Origin of the sequence: Rhizobium sp. GN54, from assembly GCF_021026345.1 — a bacterium.
In the GTDB taxonomy this organism is placed as follows: Bacteria; Pseudomonadota; Alphaproteobacteria; order Rhizobiales; family Rhizobiaceae; genus Mycoplana.
Window position 1 is genome coordinate 305,220 of sequence record NZ_JAJNCZ010000002.1, and the last position, 16,481, is coordinate 321,700.

Consider the following 16,481-nt stretch of genomic DNA (forward strand, 5'->3'; position numbering starts at 1 on the left):
CGGAGGCCGGCTCCACGCGAAGGGATCAGGCGCCGGGCGGCGCGAGGCTGCCCTCCAGGTCGTCGCGGATGCAGGCCTTGAAATGACCCGGTGCTACCTCGCGCAGGTCCGGCACGGCGGCAGCGCAGGCGTCGAGCGCATTCGGACAGCGCGTGCGGAAGACGCAGCCGCTCGGCGGGTTGGCGGGGCTCGGAATGTCGCCCTTCAGGATCTGGCGCTGCTTTTTGGCCTCGGGGTCGGGTGAGGGGATCGCCGACATCAGCGCCCGGGTATAGGGGTGCTGGGGCCGGGCATAGAGATCCTCGGCCGTGGCGATCTCCATGATGCGGCCGAGATAGAGCACGATGACGCGGTCGCAGATATATTCGACCACCGCAAGGTCGTGCGAGATGAACAGCATGGTGAGCCCGAGCCGCTGCTGCAGGTCGCGCAGGAGGTTGACCACCTGTGCCTGGATCGACACGTCCAGCGCCGAGACCGGCTCGTCGGCGACGATGAAGTCAGGCGCGAGCGTCAGCGCTCGGGCGATCCCGATGCGTTGGCGCTGGCCGCCGGAGAACTCGTGCGCGTAGCGGTCGATGGCGTCCGGCGGCAGTTCGACCTGCTCCAGCGCCTTCTGGGCCCGCTGCAGCCGTTCGGCCCTGGTGCCGATCTTCTGGATCTTCAGGCCCTCGGTGAGGATCTCGCCGATGGTCATGCGCGGCGACAGCGAGGCGTAGGGGTCCTGGAAGATATATTGCATGCGCGGGCGGCGGCGGCGCATTTCGCCGGGCGAAAGCCCCGTCAGATCGGTGCCGTCGAAGACGACCTCGCCCGCGGTCGGCTCGATGAGCCTCAGCACGGAGCGGCCGATGGTGGTCTTGCCGCTGCCGGATTCGCCGACGAGCCCGACCACTTCGCCTTTGGCGATGTCGAAGGAAATGTCCTGCAGGATCTTCAGCGTGGCGCCGCGCGTCTGGTAGTGCTTGGCGAGGCCGCGAACGGCGAGGAGGGGGGCGGTGGTCATGCAGTGATCTCCTGCCAGCGGATGCAGCGGCTGCCATGGCCCTCGTCGACGGCGGCAAGCTCCGGCACGGCGGCGCGGCAGGCATCGATCGCGAAGGGACAGCGGGGCGCGAAGGCGCAGCCGGCCGGCAGCTCGGCAAGACTTGGCACCATGCCGGAAATGGCCGGCAGTTTCTCGCCGCTGCGCTTCATCGCGGTCGCCTTGCCGAGACGCGGCATCGAATTGAGCAATCCCATCGTGTAGGGATGGCGGGGTTTTCGGAAGACCTCGGCGACGGCGCCGGTCTCCACGATGCGGCCGGCATACATGACCACGACGCGATGGGCGATCTCGGCGACGACGCCGAGATTGTGGGTCACGAACAGCATGCCCATGCTGCGCTCGCGCTGCAGCTTCTGCATGAGGTCGAGGATCTGCGCCTGGATGGTGACGTCGAGGGCGGTGGTCGGCTCGTCGGCGATGAGCAGCGTCGGGTCGCAGGCGAGCGCCATGGCGATGGTGACGCGCTGGCGCATGCCGCCCGACATCTCGTGCGGATATTGCCCGGCGCGGCGACGGGCGTCCGGAATGCCGACCTTCTCCAGCAGGGCGATGGCGGCTTCCAGCGCCTCGCGCCGGCCGGTGCCGCGGTGGACGCGCAGCGATTCCGATATCTGGTCGCCGACCGTGTAGACCGGGTTGAGGCTCGTCATCGGCTCCTGGAAGACCATGCCGATGTCGTTGCCGCGGACATGGCGCATCTCTTCCTCGCTCAGCGCGACAAGGTCCTTGACCTTGCCGTCCTTGCCGCGGAAGCGGATCGAGCCGGCATCGATCGAGCCGATCTTGCGGGCCAGGAGCCGCATGACCGACAGGCTCGTCACCGACTTGCCCGAACCCGATTCGCCGACCAGCGCCACCGTCTCGCCGGGATGGACGACGAGATCGATTCCGTTGACGGCGGCGATCTCCCTCCCGCGTACGCGAAAGACGGTCCTGAGGCCCTCGATCTGGAGAATGGGTTCGGGTGCCATCGGTATCCTCAGTCGAGCAGGCCGGTCGAACGCAGGATCTCGTCGACCTTGCGCGCCTCGGCATCGTTGAGCGGCGCGCGCGGACGCGCCATGACATTGGTGGAGATGATGCCCAGGCTGCGCATCGCGGTCTTGAAGCCGCCGACGCCCGTTGCCCCGCCGCTGACGCGGCCGGCTGCGACCCAGACGATCTCGAACAGGCGGCACAGGCGCTCCTGCTCCTTGCGGGCGGCGTCCCAGTCGCCGCGCTTGGCATGGTCCCAGAGGCGGACGTAGCCGGCCGGATCGACATTGGCGAGCCCGGGGACGACGCCGTGCGCGCCCATGTGCAGGGCGCTGTCGACGACGATTTCCGAGCCGGTCATCAGGAACACGTCCTTGTTGCCGGAAAGGTCGCTCAGCGCGTAGCGGAAGTTGCCGTCGTCGCCGGAAGAATCCTTCAGGCCGATGATCGTGCCCTCGTTGGCGAGCGTCACCACGGTCTGGCGGGCGAGCTTGGCGTGGACGCAGACCGGAATGTCGTAGGCGATCAGGGGAATGTCGACCGCGTCGCGGATCATGCGGAAATGGTCGATCGTCTCGGCCTGGCTGGTGATGGTGTAGAAGGGAGCGGTGACGACGACGGCGTCGGCGCCGACGTCCCTGGCGGTGCGGGCATGACGGATGACGCGATCGGTCGTCGGGTCGATGACGCCGGCGATGACCGGCACGCGGCCATTGGCGACCTTGACGGTGTGCTCGAGGATCTTGCGACGTTCCGCATCGTCGTAGAACACCACCTCGCTGGTCGATCCGAGCGCGAACAGGCCATGGCAGCCGTTATCGATCAGATGTTCGAGGACGCGGGTGTAGGAGGCGTAGTCGACCGAGAAATCCTCGTTAAGGGGGGTGACGACGGGAGGAACGACACCGAAGAATTTGGACATGGTTTGCTTCTCTTCCAGGGGTTAGTTGAGTTCGGATCGGGGGTCGAAGGCATCCCTCAGGCCGTCGCCGATGAAGTTGATGGCAAGGACCGCGAGCACGAGGGCGCCGCCGGGAAACAGCCATTGCCAGGGGAACTGTTCGAGGACCGCCGTGGAGCGCGCCGCGTTCAGCATGTTGCCCCAGCTTGCCGCCGGCGGCGGCACGCCGAGGCCGAGGAACGACAGCCCGGCCTCGAGCAGGATCGCGTTGGCGACCTGCAGGGTGGCGTAGACGACCAGGATGTCGATCGAATTGGGCAGGCCGTGGCGGAACAGCAGATGGCCGATGCCGGCGCCCATGCCGCGCGAGGCCATGACGAATTCGCGTTCGCGCAGTTCCAGCAGGCGGGCTCGGATCATCCGCGACAGCACCGGCCATGACAGGAGCGCGATGACGACGACGGTCGTCCAGATGCCGGAGCCAACGATGGAGGCGAGCACCAGCAGGAAGATGACCGGGGGCAGCGTCATGGCGAGATCGACGGAGCGCATGGCAAGCGCATCGGCCCAGCGGCCGCCGAAGGCCGAGATCGCGCCGACGAGAAAGCCGATCGCCGTCGACAGCACGACCGAGGAGACGGCGACCATGAGCGAGATGCGGCCGCCTTCGAGCGTGCGGGCGAGCACGTCGCGGCCGACCCCGTCGGTGCCGAACCAGTGCTTCCAGGACGGCCCGGCGTTCATGGCCAGAAGATCGATGTCGTTCGGCTTGTAGGGGAGCCAGAGAGGATAGGTCAGGACAGCCAGGAGCAGGGGGACGAGCAGGACGACCCCGAACAGGGCGGCGTTGTTCTGGGTGAAACGGCTGGTGGCGCGGGCCAGCGGGCCGGAGGAGGAGGAGGAGAGGGCGAACAGGCTCATGTCAGGCCACCTCGATGCGCGGGTCGATGACCGCATAGGCAAGGTCGGTCAGGATGTTGACGATGATGACGCAAGCGCCGATGACCAGCGTCGCCCCCATGATGACGGGATAGTCGCGGGTCTCCACCGCGCTGATGAGCAGCAGGCCCATGCCCGGCCAGTTGAAGACGCTCTCGATGAAGATGGCGCCGCCGACGGCAAGCCCGATGGTCGAGCCGATCAGGGTGACGACCGGCAGCAGCGCGTTGCGCAGCGCATGCTTGGTGACGACCCAGAATTCCTTGATGCCCTTCGCCCGCGCCGTGCGCACATAGTCCTGGTTCAGGACCTCGAGCATGGAAGCGCGCATGTAGCGCATGATCAGCGCCGCATGGCCGATCGACAGCACGACCGCCGGCAGGATCAGATGGTGCAGCAGATCGGCGAGCGAGAACTCGGTCGCGGGCGTCAGCATGCCGCCGGAGGGCGCCCATTTCAGCCGCACGGAAAAGACGTAGAGCCCCAAAAGCGCCGTCAGGAACGCCGGGCTCGAGATGCCGAGCAGCGCCAGCACCGAGAAGGAATAGTCCGGCAGAGAATTGCGGCGCACGGCGCTGAGGATGCCGGCGGCGATGCCGACGACGATGGCGATCGCGAGGCCTGCGCCCATCAGCAGCAGGGTCGGGCCGATGCGCGAAATGATCAGGCCGGCCACGGTCTCGTTGAAGCGCTGCAGCGAATGGCCGAGATTGCCCTGCACGGCCTGCGACAGCCAGGCGAGATACTGGACGGGCAGGGGCTGGTCGAGGCCGAGCCGCGCCCGCAAGGCGTCCATCGCCTCCTTCGTCATGGCGACGTTGGGATCGATATAGGCGTCGATCGGGTCGCCGGGCGTCAGCTGCAACAGCACGAATATCAGCACGGTCAGCGCGAGCAGCATGCCGAGCCCGATCACCAGGCGATGGAGACAGTAGCGAAGCATAGGTGGTCAGCACCCTTTCCAGGGAGTTCCGGAACGTCCGAAAAATGGGGGTGACCGATGGGACGGCCACCCCGGGGAGGAAATTGGCCTATTCGGCGATCACCCACTTCTCGGGATGGGCCTGGTAGGGACCGCCGGCCGGCGCAGGCGTCCAGACGAAGTCGTTCAGCTTCGTCGAGGCGACGCCGTAGCGGTTGGCGACCCACATGGTGCCCCACGGCAGGTTGGCGTTGGTGGCCTTGCAGACGTCCTGGTAGCGGGCGTCGTGCTTGCTGGCGTCCGTCTCCGCCAGTGCCGCGTCGAGGGCGTCGGTTACCTCCGGCATGCGGATGCGCATGAGGTTGGCGCCGGCCGGCGGGATCTGCTTCTCGTTCAGGCCGATGTTGATGTTGGACGCGTCGGGGCCGTTCTGCAGTCCGGCGAAGATCAGCGGAAACTCGCCGGCATTGCCCGACTGCTGGTAGACGATCGAGTTGTAGGTCGGGGTATCGACGGCGCGCGGCACGATATTGATGCCGACCTGGCCGAGCATGGCCTGCATGGCGGCGAGCACGTTGGCCACGAGCGGCGAGGTGTAGTAGGTCAGGATGGTGATCGGCTTGTCGCCGTTGATCTTGTCCCAGCCGGCCTCGGCCAGCAGCTGCTTGGCCTTCTCGGGATCGTAGCCGTAGGGATCGATACCCTGCGGCACCAGGCGATCGGCGACATAGACGCAGTTGGCCGGCTTGGCGGCTCCGCCATAGAGGCTCTGGATGATGGCGTCGCGGTTGATGGCGTGCATGAAGGCCTGGCGGACCTTCAGGTCCTTCCACAGCGGAACTTCCTGGTTGAAGCCGACATAGTTGACGACATAGGAGTCGCCCTCGATCACCCGGAAGGCACTGTCGTCCTTGAAGGTGGAGACGTCGTTGGAGTCGACATAGGTGAACTGGATCTCGCCCGAGCGCAGGGCGGCGATGGCCGCGGCCGGATCGGCGAAATAGCGGTTGATCAGCTTCTCGGCCGCAGGCTTGCCGCCGCGGTAGTCCGGATTGGCGGCGAGCTCGACATACTGGTCGGCGACATATTTGGTGAACTTGAACGGACCGGTGCCGATCGGCGAGCTCGACCACCAGGCGTTCTTGGCGATCTGCTCGACCGGGATGGAGGACAGCGCATGCTCGGGCAGCACCATGAGCTTGGTGAGGGTGTCGAGCATGCTGGGCGTCGCCGCCGACAGCGTGATCACGACAGTGCGGTCGTCGGGCGTCTCGACGGACTGGATGGCGCCGAGACGGGCTGCGAAGACCGAACCTGCCTTGTCGTTCTTGGCCAGATCGATGGTGAACTTGACGTCCTTGGCGGTGAAGGGCTTGCCGTCATGCCACTTGGTGTCGGCGAGCTTGAAGGTATAGGTCTTCTGGTCGTCGCTGATCTCGTAGGTGTCGGCCAGCGCACCCACGACCTTTTCGAGCTTGTCGTCGTAGATGACCAGCGGTTCGAAATAGGTGACGAGCCAGGTGAAGCCGCTGGTCGCCGCGAGCGGGTTGAAATTGCCCTGGAAGCCGCCGGGACCGACGTCGAAGCCGCCGGTGATGGTGCCGCCGTCGGCAAATGCCGGCGTTGTCGTGGCGGCGAGGCCGCCGAAAAGCGCTGCCGACAGGGCGAGCGCCGAAATCGTGGTCTTCAGGTTCATGTAGTCCTCCCTACAGGTGTGATGGTCTTGCTTTGTGCGATCACCCGGTTGATGCCGGCGTAGTGCTTGTCGAGCCGGTCCCTGGCGGCCACGGGGTCGCGCGCCTCGACCGCATCGACGATCGCGGCATGGTCGCGCCAGGTCCGCATCGGATCGGCATTGTCGAGGTTGACGAAGTCGGACGCCTTGTAGAAGGCCAGCCAGAAGACCTCGAGCAGGCGCAGCAGCACCTCGTTGTTCTGGCAGCGGAACAGCAACTGGTGGAAGTGCCGGTCCTCGTCGGGGAAGCTCTCGCCCCGCTCGGCACGTTTTTTCATCTTGTCGCAGGTCTCGCGCAGTTCGCGGATGTCGTCCGGGCCGATCAGCGCGAGCGTCCGGTCGATCAGGCCGACCTCCAGGGTGCGGCGGATGCTGATGACCTCCTCGATCTGCTTCAGCGCGCCGCCCAGGCCATAGGCCAGGTTTTCCAGCAGGGGCTCGAACGAAAAGGCCTTGACGAAGACGCCGATGCCGCGGCGCGACTCCAGCACGCCCACAGACTCCAGCGCCTTGATACCCTCGCGCACCGAGTTGCGGCTCACGCCCAGCTGGCTGGCGAGCTCTCCTTCGGGCGGCAGCGGCGCGCCGGGATCGAGGCGGTTGTCCTCGATATAGGCACGCAGGCTTTCCTGCACCGATACATGCAGGAGGGGCGCGCGCTTCAGGGGCTTGATCGACTTCACGTTCATCTTCGTCTCCGGTTGCCTTCATGACTCCGAAAAGACAGTGGGCGGATATTTATCCACTTGTAGGATATCTGTCAATCGGATATTGAAATTGCCAATAACTGCAGCTTGCCCGGAGATACCCGAAATGCTCGCATTCGCGAACGGGAAATCGCGCTCCGGGCGTGTCGCGGCCCGGATTCGTTGCAGCGTCGGCAGACGATCCGCGTTTTCAGCGACTTGAACAGGGGAGGTCCGCCATGAACGCCGGACGCGATATCATCGAAGGTCTGCGGGGCAGGCTCGTCATCTCCTGCCAGCCGGTTCCCGACGGCCCGTTCGACACCGTCGCATCGGTCGTCGCCTATGCGCACGCCGCCGAAGCCTCCGGGGCCGCCGGGCTGCGCATCGAGGGCGGCGCCAACGTGGCCGCGGTCGCGCAGGCGAGCCGGCTGCCGGTGATCGGCCTCGTCAAGCGCGACCTCGAAGACAGCGCGGTACGGATCACGCCGTTCCTGAGCGACGTCGTGGACCTTTGCGAGGCCGGCGCTGTCATCGTCGCCGTCGATGCGACGGACAGGCCGCGCCCGGTGCCGGTTGCCGCCCTGCTTGCCGAAATCAAGCGTCGCGGCCGGCTGGCGATGGCCGACATCTCGACCGAAGCCGAGGCTCGTGCCGCCCTTGCGGCGGGGGCCGACATTGTGGGAACCACCATGTCCGGCTATGCCGGCGACGCGCCGACGCCAAAGGAGCCGGACCTCGAGCTCGTGCGGCGCTGCGCCCGCCTGGGGGCGCCGGTGTTTGCGGAAGGACGCTACAACAGTCCGGAACTGGCGGCGGCGGCGATCCGGGCCGGCGCCGATGCCGTGGTCGTCGGATCGGCGATCACGCGTCCGGAACACATCGGCGACTGGTTCAGGCAGGCGGTGGAGGGGGCAGCGCGCGCCACGGCACCGGTGCTCGCCTTCGACATCGGCGGCACCAAGACGCTTGCCGCCCTGGTGCAGGGAGAAGCCGTCCTCGAACGTCGCGTCGTGCCGACACCGGCGGGCGTGGGCAGCGGAGACTGGATCGCCGCGGTCATCGATCTGGCCCGAGGCTGGGACGGCCGCTATGAGCGCGCCGCGGCGGCGGTGACCGGCCGCATCGACGGCAACGTCTGGTCGGCGCTCAATCCCGGTACGCTCGCGATACCGCAGGGGTTTTCGCTGGCCGATGCGCTCGGCGCCGCGCTCGGCACCCCCGTTCTGGCCGTCAACGATGCGCAGGCGGCTGCCTGGGGAGAGTATCGCTTCGGCGCAGGCAAGGGTCGTGACATGGCGTTCCTGACGGTCTCCAGCGGCATCGGTGGCGGCATCGTCCTCGGCGGCCGGCTGCTCCGTGGCGCGCGCGGTATTGCCGGCAGTCTCGGGCAGGTACCGATCGATACGGCAACCGGCCCCGTTCGTCTGGAAACGCTGGCATCCGGGTTCGGGATTGCCCAGGCCGCCGGGCGCCGTGGCCATGCCGGCGACGCCCGCGCTGTGTTTGCGGCCGCCCATACCGGCGAAGGCTGGGCGCGGGAGACCTTGCGCGAGGCGGCGGGCCGGCTCGCGGCCGCCATCGCCGGCCTGCAGGCCGTCGTGGACCCCGAATGTATCGTGATCGGCGGCGGCGTCGGCCTTGCCGAGGGCTTCCTCGACCTGCTGCGCGATGCACTCGCCGTTCATCCGGAAGCGGTCGTGCCCGTCCTTGCGGCCGCCGAGCTCGGCGCCGATGCCGGCATCATCGGCGTGGCCGACATGGCCACTGCGCCATGACGCGGGCCGGCCGTGACGCTTCCCAGACCTTGCCGACCGATGGAGAGGAGACGATGAATGCCTGGAGTGACCCTTGGAAAACGGCTGGCGGCCGGCGTTGCGGCCATCGCGCTATCGACCGGTGCCGCCATGGCCGCTGAGACCTGGCCGGACCTGCCCGTCGCCGTCAAGAACGGCGTCGCTGCGCGCGTCGGCGATGTGGCCTATGTCGGGCTCGGCTCGGCCGGAACCGATTTCTACGCACTCGACCTCGCCGATCCGGGGAAGGGCTGGGTGAAGCGCGCGGCCTTCACCGGGCCGGCGACGAACGGCGCGGCCGTGGCGGTCTCGGGCAAGACGATCCTGACCTTCAGCGGCAACGGCAAACCGGATGCCGCCGCCAGCTCGCCGATCATCTTCGACACAGCCTATGCCTACGACACCGAGGCGGACACCTGGTCGAAGCTGGATACGCGCACACCCGCCGGCCTCTCGGGCGCGAAGGCGTTGGCGCTCGACGGCGGGCGCATCGCCATCGTCGGCGGCTACAACAAGGACCTGTTCGACAAGTACCTGGCCGACGTGAGCGCCATCGACAAGGACAAGGATCCGGCAGGCTTCAAGACGCTCGTCGACGGCTACATGGGCATGCAGCCGAAGGACTATCGCTGGAACGACAAGGTGCTGGTCTACGACCCTGCCGGCAACAGTTGGGGCACGCTGGGCGACAATCCGTTCCTGCCCAACTGCGATCCCGCCGTGGTCGCCCAGGGCGGGGACCGGTTCATGGTGATCAGCGGCGAGATCAAGCCGGGCCTGCGCACGCCCGAAGTCAAGCTGGTGCAGGTCGAAGGGGCGGAGGCGTCCTGGGAGAAGCTCGCCGACCTGCCGGCCGTCTCCGCTTCCGAGCCGCAGGAAGGGGTGGCGGGCGCCTATGCCGGTGTTGCCGGCAACGACGTCCTCGTCGCCGGTGGCGCGAACTTCAAGGGCGCGCAGGCCAATGCGGCGGCGGGAAAGTGGTTCGCCCATGACGGGCTGACGAAAGGCTGGCGCGACGAGGTCTATGCCTTCGACGGCAGCGGCTGGCGGCCGGTGGGCAAGCTGCCGCGCGGACTGGCCTACGGCGCCTCGTTTGCCGTGCCCGGCGGCGTTCTCGTCGTCGGAGGCGAGGACGGCGAGGGCAAGCCGCGCACCGAAGTCTTCCTGCTCCGGTGGGACGGGCAGACACTGGCGGTCGAGAACTGAGGCGGTCGAGAACTGTACCGTTCGACCATGGCGGGAAGCCATCTTTCCGCCATGGGCTCGGCGTGTGACGGTCAGGGCTGCTCGCGGGTCCCGGGAGCGGCTTCGCGCTGGTCGGCGTCTTCCAGGTCCGTCTTGACGATATAGGTGTCTGCATGTTGCCGGGCGGCCTCGCGGAGGGCCTGGAGGCTCGGCAGGTCGTCGCCCTCGATCTCGCCTGCGCCCCGGTCGATCTCGCGGGCGGCCAGTTCACGCTCGGCCACCTCGCGTTCCGCCTGGGCCCAGTGCTCGAGCTCGCGGCCGAGCGGCCGGCCTTCGCGGTCCCAGATCTCGTAGGCGCGTTCGCGGATCTTCTGTTCGCGGTCTTGCATGACGATCCCTCCGGATTGGCTCAGGATTCGCCCGTGGGCGCTGCGCTATCGGACCATGAAGCCGATGACGAGCGCGTTGGCGATGTCGATGAAGAAAGCAGAGACGAGCGGCAGAATGATGAAGGCCGTGGGCGCGGGGCCGTGGGCCTTGGTGACGGCGGTCATGTTGGCGATCGCCGTCGGCGTGGCGCCGAGGCTGATGCCGCTGAAGCCGGCCGAGATGACGGCGGCCTGGTAGTCGCGGCCCATGGCCGGGAACACGATGAAGATCATGTAGAGCACGGCCACGATCGTCTGGATGCCGAGGACGATGACGAGCGCCGGCCCGAGGCCGCCGAGCGTCCAGAGCTGCATGCTCATCAGCGACATGGCGAGGAAGATGTTCAGCGACAGGTCGGAGACGAGCGCAAGCGAGCGCGATCGGGACGGCCAGAACATGTGCGGGAAGAGGCGGGGGATGGTGTTGGTCATGACGATGGCGACCAGCAGGCAGACGACGAAGAGCGGCAGCTTGATCCCCGTCTCCGCAACGATCTCGTCGAGCGCGAAGCCGATCAGGATCGCGACGTTGAGGACGAGCACCGTCCGCAGCAGGTTGACATGGTTGATGCTGCTTTCGCGTTCCGTTGCCGGCGCGTCGGGCAGGCCGATGCTCGGCGGCTCGGCCGGCTGACCGCTCAGATGATGGCGACTGATCAGGACGCGGGCGACCGGGCCGCCGACGAGGCTGGCGATGACGAGGCCGAGCGTCGCCGAGGCGATGCCGATCTCCAGGGCGTTGCCGAGGCCGAAGCGGGCGGCGATCAGCGGGGCCCAGGCGATCGTGGTGCCGTGGCCACCGATCAGCGAGACCGAGCCGAGCAGCGTGGCGATACCTTCCGGCAGCCCCATCAAGGTCGAGCTTCCGACCGCGATCAGGTTCTGCAGGAGAAGGTAGGTCAGGGTCAGCACCAGCAGGATGACGAGCGGCTTGCCGCCGGCCCTGAGATCGCTGAAGCGGGCGTTCAGGCCGATGCCGGTGAAGAAATAGAGGAGCAGCATGTCGCGGGCGGCGAGATCGAACGCAATCTCGGCACCGAAGAAGCGGTAGGCGGCAAGCGTCAGCAGTGCCGCCACCAGTCCGCCGGTTACGGCTTCGGGGATGTTCCAGCGCTTCAGCGGGGTCAGGATCCTGTTGAGGCTGGAACCGACGAAGAACACGATAATGGCGATGGTGAAGGTCACGAAACCCGGTATCTGGATCGTCGTCATCCGTCGGTCGTCTCCCGATGGCCGGCATCACATGACCGGCTTGCCTCGCACTCGCCAGAGTTACACCGGGACGGGTCTCAGGTCTAGGCGACGGTGAAGCGAAGGGCCGGTGCCGCCAAGCGATTGCGGTTCCTTCCGGCCTTGCGCTGCCGCTCGAGGCCGTAAGAGGTGGGAGCCGTCCTGTCCTTGAATTCGCGTTGCTTATCCGGAACATCGCCCGATACGGCCGGCTTGCGGGCTGTCACAGGATCGTTGCGACGGTGTGCGCCTTTTAGCTTAACCGCCGGTTAGGCCTGTCCGAAATCAGGGCACGGCCCGTACTGCCGCCGGTTGCATCCATCGGTGGAATCTTTCTATAAGCGAATGAGCGAATAAGCGGATAGGCGGAGTGCAACAATGAGCAAGTTCACGATCAAGGGTTTCAACAATGGCAAGGCGAGCTTCCGGGAGTTCGTGTCCCTGAAGCTTGAAACCTTGCTCGACTACGACGACGAGAAGGCGACCTCGACCACCCTGAAGTTCTTCGACGATTCCAAGAACTACATGACGTTCGGCGGCAAGGGTCTGAAGTACGAGTATGTCGACGGCTATGTGTATGGCGCCACCGCCGGGACGATCACGTCCTTCAAGGTCGTGTCCGACGGCGTCGCGCTCGTGGCAGCCACCGGCCTGAAGATTTCCGCCAAGGCCGTGTCGGCGGCCGTCGAAAGCGGCAGCACGGCGAAATTCATCGACGCCGTCCTGGCCGGGAACGACGTCATCAAGGCGACCGGACGTGGCGACGTCTTCTGGGGCGGCGCCGGCAACGACACGCTCTATGGCTACAACGGCAACGACAATATCTCCGGTGGTTCCGGTGCGGACAAGCTCTATGGCGGCAACGGCAACGATACGCTCAAGGGCGACGGCGGCAAGGACAAGCTTTACGGCGGGGCAGGGGCAGACAAGCTCTATGGCGGCTCCGGGGCCGACACGTTCGTGTTCACATCGACGAAGGACAGCACGGTCGGAGCCTCGGGGCGCGACAAGATCTACGATTTCAGCCGCTCCCAGGGCGACAAGATCGACCTGAAGGCGATCGACGCCAACAGCAAGGCCGGCGGAAACCAGGCGTTCAAGTTCATCGGCAACGACGATTTCCACGAGAAGGCGGGCGAGCTTCGCTTCCAGAAGAAGTCGGGCGATACCTATGTCTATGGCGACGTCAACGGCGACGGCAAGGCGGACTTCTCGATCGCCCTCGACCCCAGCATGTCGTTGACCAAGGGCGATTTCATTCTCTGAATGGACCGCGATCGACGGCGGGCGCGTGAGATTGCGCCCGCTGCCTCTCGCCCGGCCGGGCATCCGGCCTTCACAATGTCGTGACCTGCGTGCTGCGGCGGCACAAATTGCCGTATGATGCGTTTGCCTTTTCGAAAGGCAAGGTGACGCACATGAAGATGCTCGCAATCATTGGGCTTTCACTGGCGACGGCCGTTTCGGGCGTGCTGCCGGCGCAGGCGTTTCCCTCGTTTTCCGCTCCCCGGATAGACGCTTCCGATATCATTCAGGTCAGGGACAGGGGGCGCGGTTACGGCAACCGGCATTGGCGCGGTGGCGGCGATCGCTGGCGCAACGACGGCTACCGCTATGGCCGCCGCTACGGTTCCTATAACGGCCGCTATTACCGACCGTCCTACGGGCGCTATTATCGTCCCTATTACGGGGGCTACTATCGCCCGTACTACGGGGGCGGCTATTATCGCGGCTATGACGACTTCGGCGCGGCTCTCGGCGGTTTTGCCGCCGGAGCGATCATCGGGGGACTGGCCGCGCAACCGCGCTACTACGCGCCACGCTACTATGGCGGCAACGGTCATGTCAGCTGGTGCTACGCACGCTACCGCTCCTACCGGGCCTATGACAACACGTTCCAGCCCTATTACGGCCCGCGGCGGATCTGCGTCTCGCCCTACTGACGACGACCGGCGAGATGACGGGCAGGGCATTCGCCAGTGGTACGGCCCGCTTCAGCCATCGCATGAGAGAAATCACGCGACTCGTTGAAGTCGCGTGAGCAATCATGATCGGTCCTTGACGCAGATGGCCGCCGCAACGGGCGGGGATTAGGCCGCCGTGGCGCGGAAAGTGGTCCGGCCTAGCTCACATAGTTCCGCCAGCTGTGCTCGGGGCGGAAGCCCAGCATTTCCTTCGCCTTGCTGTTGGACAAAAGCGTCTCGAACTCGCCGAGTTCGCGCCTTAGCGGCACGCCGGGATAGAAACGGTCGAGGAGTTCGCGGGTCGGCAGGTCGGAGGAGGTGTCGTCGTTGACGGCATTGAAGACCTGGTAGCCCAGCCCGTCGGTCTCGATCGCGCGCGCGGTGATCTGGCCGAGGTCGCGCGCGTCGACGTAGCTCCAGGCGATGCGCTTGCGGAAGCCGGGATCGGCGAACCACTTCGGAAACAGTTCGTATTCGTTCGGTTCGATCACGTTGCCGATCCGCAGCGCGTAGATGTCGATGCCGCTCCTGAGCGCGAAGGCGCGGGCGGTCTTCTCGTTGACGACCTTGGAGAGCGCGTAGCTGTCCATCGGATCGACGTCGTAGTCCTCGTCCAGGGGGAAATAGGCGGGGTCGCGCGGTTCGTTGGCGAAGACGAGGCCGTAGGTCGTTTCGCTGGAGGCGATCACGACCTTGCGGATGCCGAGCTTCACGGCCGCCTCGATCACGTTGTAGGTGCCGAGCGCGTTGATGCGGAAAAGCTCGTTGTCGGGCGTGATCATGATGCGCGGGATCGCGGCGAAGTGCACGACGGCGTCGACGGGTTGTGGCCGCAGCGACGGGTCGAACTCGTGCAGGCCCATATAGCTCGACAGCGCGTTGAAGACCTGGCCGCTGTCGGTGATATCCGTGATCAGCGTGCGCACGCTCGGATTGTCGAGCGGTCGATTGTCGAGGTTCAGGACCTGGTAGCCCTTGTCGACGAGGTAGCGGACGACGTGCCGTCCCGCCTTGCCGCTTCCGCCGGTGAACATGACCCGCTTCGCCATCGACTTTCTCCGTCCCGTTTCCTGCGCCGGCTTCCGAGGCCGGCCATCTCCTCATGCGGCGCTGCCCGCGCCCGCCGCCACAGGAGAGCAAAATTGCGCCGAGGGCAAGCGGCAAGATCGGGGCGCCGCAGGCGCGACGCCCCGAAAGGGCGCTATTTCTGGATGCAGGTATCGGCCGTGTCCTTGGTGCATTCGTCGAGGCCGGTGAAGACCGGGTCCTCCACCGTCTTGCCCTCGATCAGGTCGATCATCACCGACGGCGCCTTGTAACCCATCTCGAACGGCCGCTGCCCGACCAGCGCCGTGACGAGACCCTCCTTGGCGATCGCCACTTCCTCGCCGATCGTGTCCGCCGCGCCGATGACGAACTCGTTGGCTGCGATCTTGTCGGCCATGGGCTTGAACAGGTCGCGATAGGGCTGCGGGGCGCCGAACAGCGGCCAGCCGCCCATGATGCCGAAGGCGTCCAGATCGGGGTTGGCGGCAAGGATGTCGGTCATCGCCTGCACGCCCTTGGCTCCGTCGTCATTGGTGAAGACCGGGCAACCGGCGACTTCCGTCCAACCGCCTTCGCCCTTCAGTTCGGCCAGCCCCTTCTGGCCGGTCAGCGCGTCGCGCATGCCCTGGGCCCGGCGCAGGATGTTGTCGGCGCCCGGATTGCCCTCGATCGTGCAGATCTTGCCGCCGTCCGGCTTGCCCTTCTTGATGTATTCGCCGATGCGGAAGCCCATCAGGTAGTTGTCGGTGCCGAGATAGGTCTTGCGGAGCGCGGAGTCCTCGGCGGCGAGGTCGGCGTCGAGCGTCATGACGGGGACGGTCGGGTTGGCAGTCTTGATCGTCTGGGCGATCAGCTTCGCGTTCGAAGGCGAGATCGCGATGGCAACGGTGCTGGCCTTGCCGAGCATGTCCTGGACGATCTGTGCTTCGCCCGCCTCGTCCGAGGTCGAGGCCGGTCCGGTGTAGAAGCACTCGTATTCGGAACTGGCGTTTTCGTTGTTCCACTTCTGGCAGCCCTGGTTGATCGCCTCGAAGAACGGGTTGTCGAGCCCCTTCACCACGATCACCAGCTGCTTCTTTTCCTGTGCCCCGGCCTGACTGGCTGCAAGCGCCAGCGCCGCGACTGCAAGCAACAATGCTTTCCTCATCTGTCTTCCTCCCGTTGAAACAGGCGGGTCTGACGTGCCCGCCGGGCGATCGATCCGGGTACCAGAGGATGCGAGGGTCGGTCTTCGAGCGCTCGTATCGCCGGGCCAGGTCAATGAGCATTTCGAGGTCTTGGCGCGGGCGCCGGCCCAGCGGGGCCTTCGCCTTGCAGTTGTCCATCCAGTCGAGACACTGGCGACTGGCTATGTCGAAAGGGCGTGCGAATGCGCACTTCGGCAATGCGGCGTATCGAGCAGGTCCGCGATGAAATGCCGCCCGACCTTGCCCACGGGGCCGGTCACAGGGATCGGCAGGTTCTCCTCCTGCCACAGCTAATCACCCGCCGGCTTCGGGCGTCAACTCGTATTTGTCATACTATAAAAATTTCGTGCCGGAGGCCGTTGCGCGACGTACGTCATTGACGGTTTTGCAGCCGTTTGCGTAAATATGCCGATCGCTTCCGGGGAGGAACGCAGGAGG

The 16,481-nt window shown here is 66.1% G+C and carries 15 protein-coding genes; 4 read left to right on the plus strand and 11 right to left on the minus strand.

Annotated features, from left to right (window positions below; genetic code table 11):
- Positions 1 to 25 precede the first annotated feature (25 nt).
- From LQK81_RS07450 to LQK81_RS07480, 7 genes are all read right to left on the minus strand, one after another.
- Positions 26 to 1,006 carry an ABC transporter ATP-binding protein gene (locus LQK81_RS07450; RefSeq protein ID WP_230804950.1) on the minus strand — a complete coding sequence of 327 codons (981 nt, stop codon included), beginning with the start codon at positions 1,004 to 1,006 and terminating at the stop codon, positions 26 to 28.
- The gene (locus tag LQK81_RS07455; protein WP_230804951.1) at positions 1,003 to 2,019 is read right to left on the minus strand and encodes an ABC transporter ATP-binding protein; all 1,017 of its coding nucleotides are present in this window, start codon (positions 2,017 to 2,019) and stop codon (positions 1,003 to 1,005) included. Before LQK81_RS07455 ends, LQK81_RS07450 begins: the two co-directional genes overlap by 4 nt.
- Positions 2,020 to 2,027: 8 nt before the next feature.
- Positions 2,028 to 2,945, minus strand: a complete 918-nt coding sequence (locus LQK81_RS07460; RefSeq protein ID WP_230804953.1) for a dihydrodipicolinate synthase family protein — start codon at positions 2,943 to 2,945, stop codon at positions 2,028 to 2,030.
- 21 nt (positions 2,946 to 2,966) lie between these two features.
- Entirely contained in the window at positions 2,967 to 3,845 is an 879-nt protein-coding gene (locus LQK81_RS07465; protein WP_230804955.1) for an ABC transporter permease, read from the minus strand.
- 1 nt (position 3,846) lies between these two features.
- Positions 3,847 to 4,806 carry an ABC transporter permease gene (locus tag LQK81_RS07470; protein ID WP_230804957.1) on the minus strand — a complete coding sequence of 320 codons (960 nt, stop codon included), beginning with the start codon at positions 4,804 to 4,806 and terminating at the stop codon, positions 3,847 to 3,849.
- 88 nt (positions 4,807 to 4,894) lie between these two features.
- Complete coding sequence (locus tag LQK81_RS07475; protein WP_230804959.1) at positions 4,895 to 6,481, minus strand: ABC transporter substrate-binding protein; 1,587 nt, start codon at positions 6,479 to 6,481, stop codon at positions 4,895 to 4,897.
- A complete protein-coding gene (locus tag LQK81_RS07480) occupies positions 6,478 to 7,209 on the minus strand; it encodes a FadR/GntR family transcriptional regulator (protein ID WP_230804961.1) in 732 nt (243 codons plus the stop codon). Before LQK81_RS07480 ends, LQK81_RS07475 begins: the two co-directional genes overlap by 4 nt.
- Positions 7,210 to 7,445: 236 nt before the next feature.
- On the opposite strand from LQK81_RS07480, the gene LQK81_RS07485 reads away from it, so the two are divergent.
- Together LQK81_RS07485 and LQK81_RS07490 are read left to right on the plus strand one after the other, a co-directional pair.
- Positions 7,446 to 8,984 (plus strand): putative N-acetylmannosamine-6-phosphate 2-epimerase, encoded by a 1,539-nt coding sequence (locus tag LQK81_RS07485; RefSeq protein WP_230804963.1) that lies wholly within the window; start codon positions 7,446 to 7,448, stop codon positions 8,982 to 8,984.
- Positions 8,985 to 9,041: 57 nt separating this feature from the next.
- Positions 9,042 to 10,208, plus strand: coding sequence for an N-acetylneuraminate epimerase (locus LQK81_RS07490; protein WP_230804965.1), 1,167 nt, complete (start codon positions 9,042 to 9,044; stop codon positions 10,206 to 10,208).
- A 71-nt stretch (positions 10,209 to 10,279) separates the two neighbouring features.
- On the opposite strand, the gene LQK81_RS07495 is transcribed toward LQK81_RS07490, so the two are convergent.
- Together LQK81_RS07495 and gltS are read right to left on the minus strand one after the other, a co-directional pair.
- The gene (locus LQK81_RS07495) at positions 10,280 to 10,576 is read right to left on the minus strand and encodes a DUF2934 domain-containing protein (protein WP_230804967.1); all 297 of its coding nucleotides are present in this window, start codon (positions 10,574 to 10,576) and stop codon (positions 10,280 to 10,282) included.
- A 45-nt stretch (positions 10,577 to 10,621) separates the two neighbouring features.
- Entirely contained in the window at positions 10,622 to 11,827 is a 1,206-nt protein-coding gene (gene gltS / locus LQK81_RS07500; protein ID WP_230804970.1) for a sodium/glutamate symporter, read from the minus strand.
- Between the two features lie 396 nt (positions 11,828 to 12,223).
- Between gltS and LQK81_RS26330 the strand changes: the two genes are divergently transcribed.
- Together LQK81_RS26330 and LQK81_RS07515 are read left to right on the plus strand one after the other, a co-directional pair.
- Positions 12,224 to 13,111 carry a calcium-binding protein gene (locus LQK81_RS26330; protein ID WP_330166538.1) on the plus strand — a complete coding sequence of 296 codons (888 nt, stop codon included), beginning with the start codon at positions 12,224 to 12,226 and terminating at the stop codon, positions 13,109 to 13,111.
- Positions 13,112 to 13,263: 152 nt separating this feature from the next.
- Positions 13,264 to 13,788, plus strand: coding sequence for a BA14K family protein (locus LQK81_RS07515; RefSeq protein WP_230804971.1), 525 nt, complete (start codon positions 13,264 to 13,266; stop codon positions 13,786 to 13,788).
- 179 nt (positions 13,789 to 13,967) lie between these two features.
- On the opposite strand, the gene LQK81_RS07520 is transcribed toward LQK81_RS07515, so the two are convergent.
- Positions 13,968 to 14,858: an NAD-dependent epimerase/dehydratase family protein gene (locus tag LQK81_RS07520; protein ID WP_230804973.1), complete on the minus strand. Its 891-nt coding sequence runs from the start codon at positions 14,856 to 14,858 to the stop codon at positions 13,968 to 13,970.
- Positions 14,859 to 15,010: 152 nt separating this feature from the next.
- Positions 15,011 to 16,003: a substrate-binding domain-containing protein gene (locus LQK81_RS07525; protein ID WP_230804975.1), complete on the minus strand. Its 993-nt coding sequence runs from the start codon at positions 16,001 to 16,003 to the stop codon at positions 15,011 to 15,013.
- Positions 16,004 to 16,481: the final 478 nt, after the last annotated feature.

Bases quoted from the DNA above. Each gene is read 5' to 3' on its own strand.
- LQK81_RS07450 (WP_230804950.1), bottom strand. From the start codon at position 1,006: ATGACCACCGCCCCCCTCCTCGCCGTTCGCGGCCTCGCCAAGCACTAC.
- LQK81_RS07455 (WP_230804951.1), bottom strand. From the start codon at position 2,019: ATGGCACCCGAACCCATTCTCCAGATCGAGGGCCTCAGGACCGTCTTT.
- LQK81_RS07460 (WP_230804953.1), bottom strand. From the start codon at position 2,945: ATGTCCAAATTCTTCGGTGTCGTTCCTCCCGTCGTCACCCCCCTTAAC.
- LQK81_RS07465 (WP_230804955.1), bottom strand. From the start codon at position 3,845: ATGAGCCTGTTCGCCCTCTCCTCCTCCTCCTCCGGCCCGCTGGCCCGC.
- LQK81_RS07470 (WP_230804957.1), bottom strand. From the start codon at position 4,806: ATGCTTCGCTACTGTCTCCATCGCCTGGTGATCGGGCTCGGCATGCTG.
- LQK81_RS07475 (WP_230804959.1), bottom strand. From the start codon at position 6,481: ATGAACCTGAAGACCACGATTTCGGCGCTCGCCCTGTCGGCAGCGCTT.
- LQK81_RS07480 (WP_230804961.1), bottom strand. From the start codon at position 7,209: ATGAACGTGAAGTCGATCAAGCCCCTGAAGCGCGCGCCCCTCCTGCAT.
- LQK81_RS07485 (WP_230804963.1), top strand. From the start codon at position 7,446: ATGAACGCCGGACGCGATATCATCGAAGGTCTGCGGGGCAGGCTCGTC.
- LQK81_RS07490 (WP_230804965.1), top strand. From the start codon at position 9,042: ATGCCTGGAGTGACCCTTGGAAAACGGCTGGCGGCCGGCGTTGCGGCC.
- LQK81_RS07495 (WP_230804967.1), bottom strand. From the start codon at position 10,576: ATGCAAGACCGCGAACAGAAGATCCGCGAACGCGCCTACGAGATCTGG.
- gltS (WP_230804970.1), bottom strand. From the start codon at position 11,827: ATGACGACGATCCAGATACCGGGTTTCGTGACCTTCACCATCGCCATT.
- LQK81_RS26330 (WP_330166538.1), top strand. From the start codon at position 12,224: ATGAGCAAGTTCACGATCAAGGGTTTCAACAATGGCAAGGCGAGCTTC.
- LQK81_RS07515 (WP_230804971.1), top strand. From the start codon at position 13,264: ATGAAGATGCTCGCAATCATTGGGCTTTCACTGGCGACGGCCGTTTCG.
- LQK81_RS07520 (WP_230804973.1), bottom strand. From the start codon at position 14,858: ATGGCGAAGCGGGTCATGTTCACCGGCGGAAGCGGCAAGGCGGGACGG.
- LQK81_RS07525 (WP_230804975.1), bottom strand. From the start codon at position 16,003: ATGAGGAAAGCATTGTTGCTTGCAGTCGCGGCGCTGGCGCTTGCAGCC.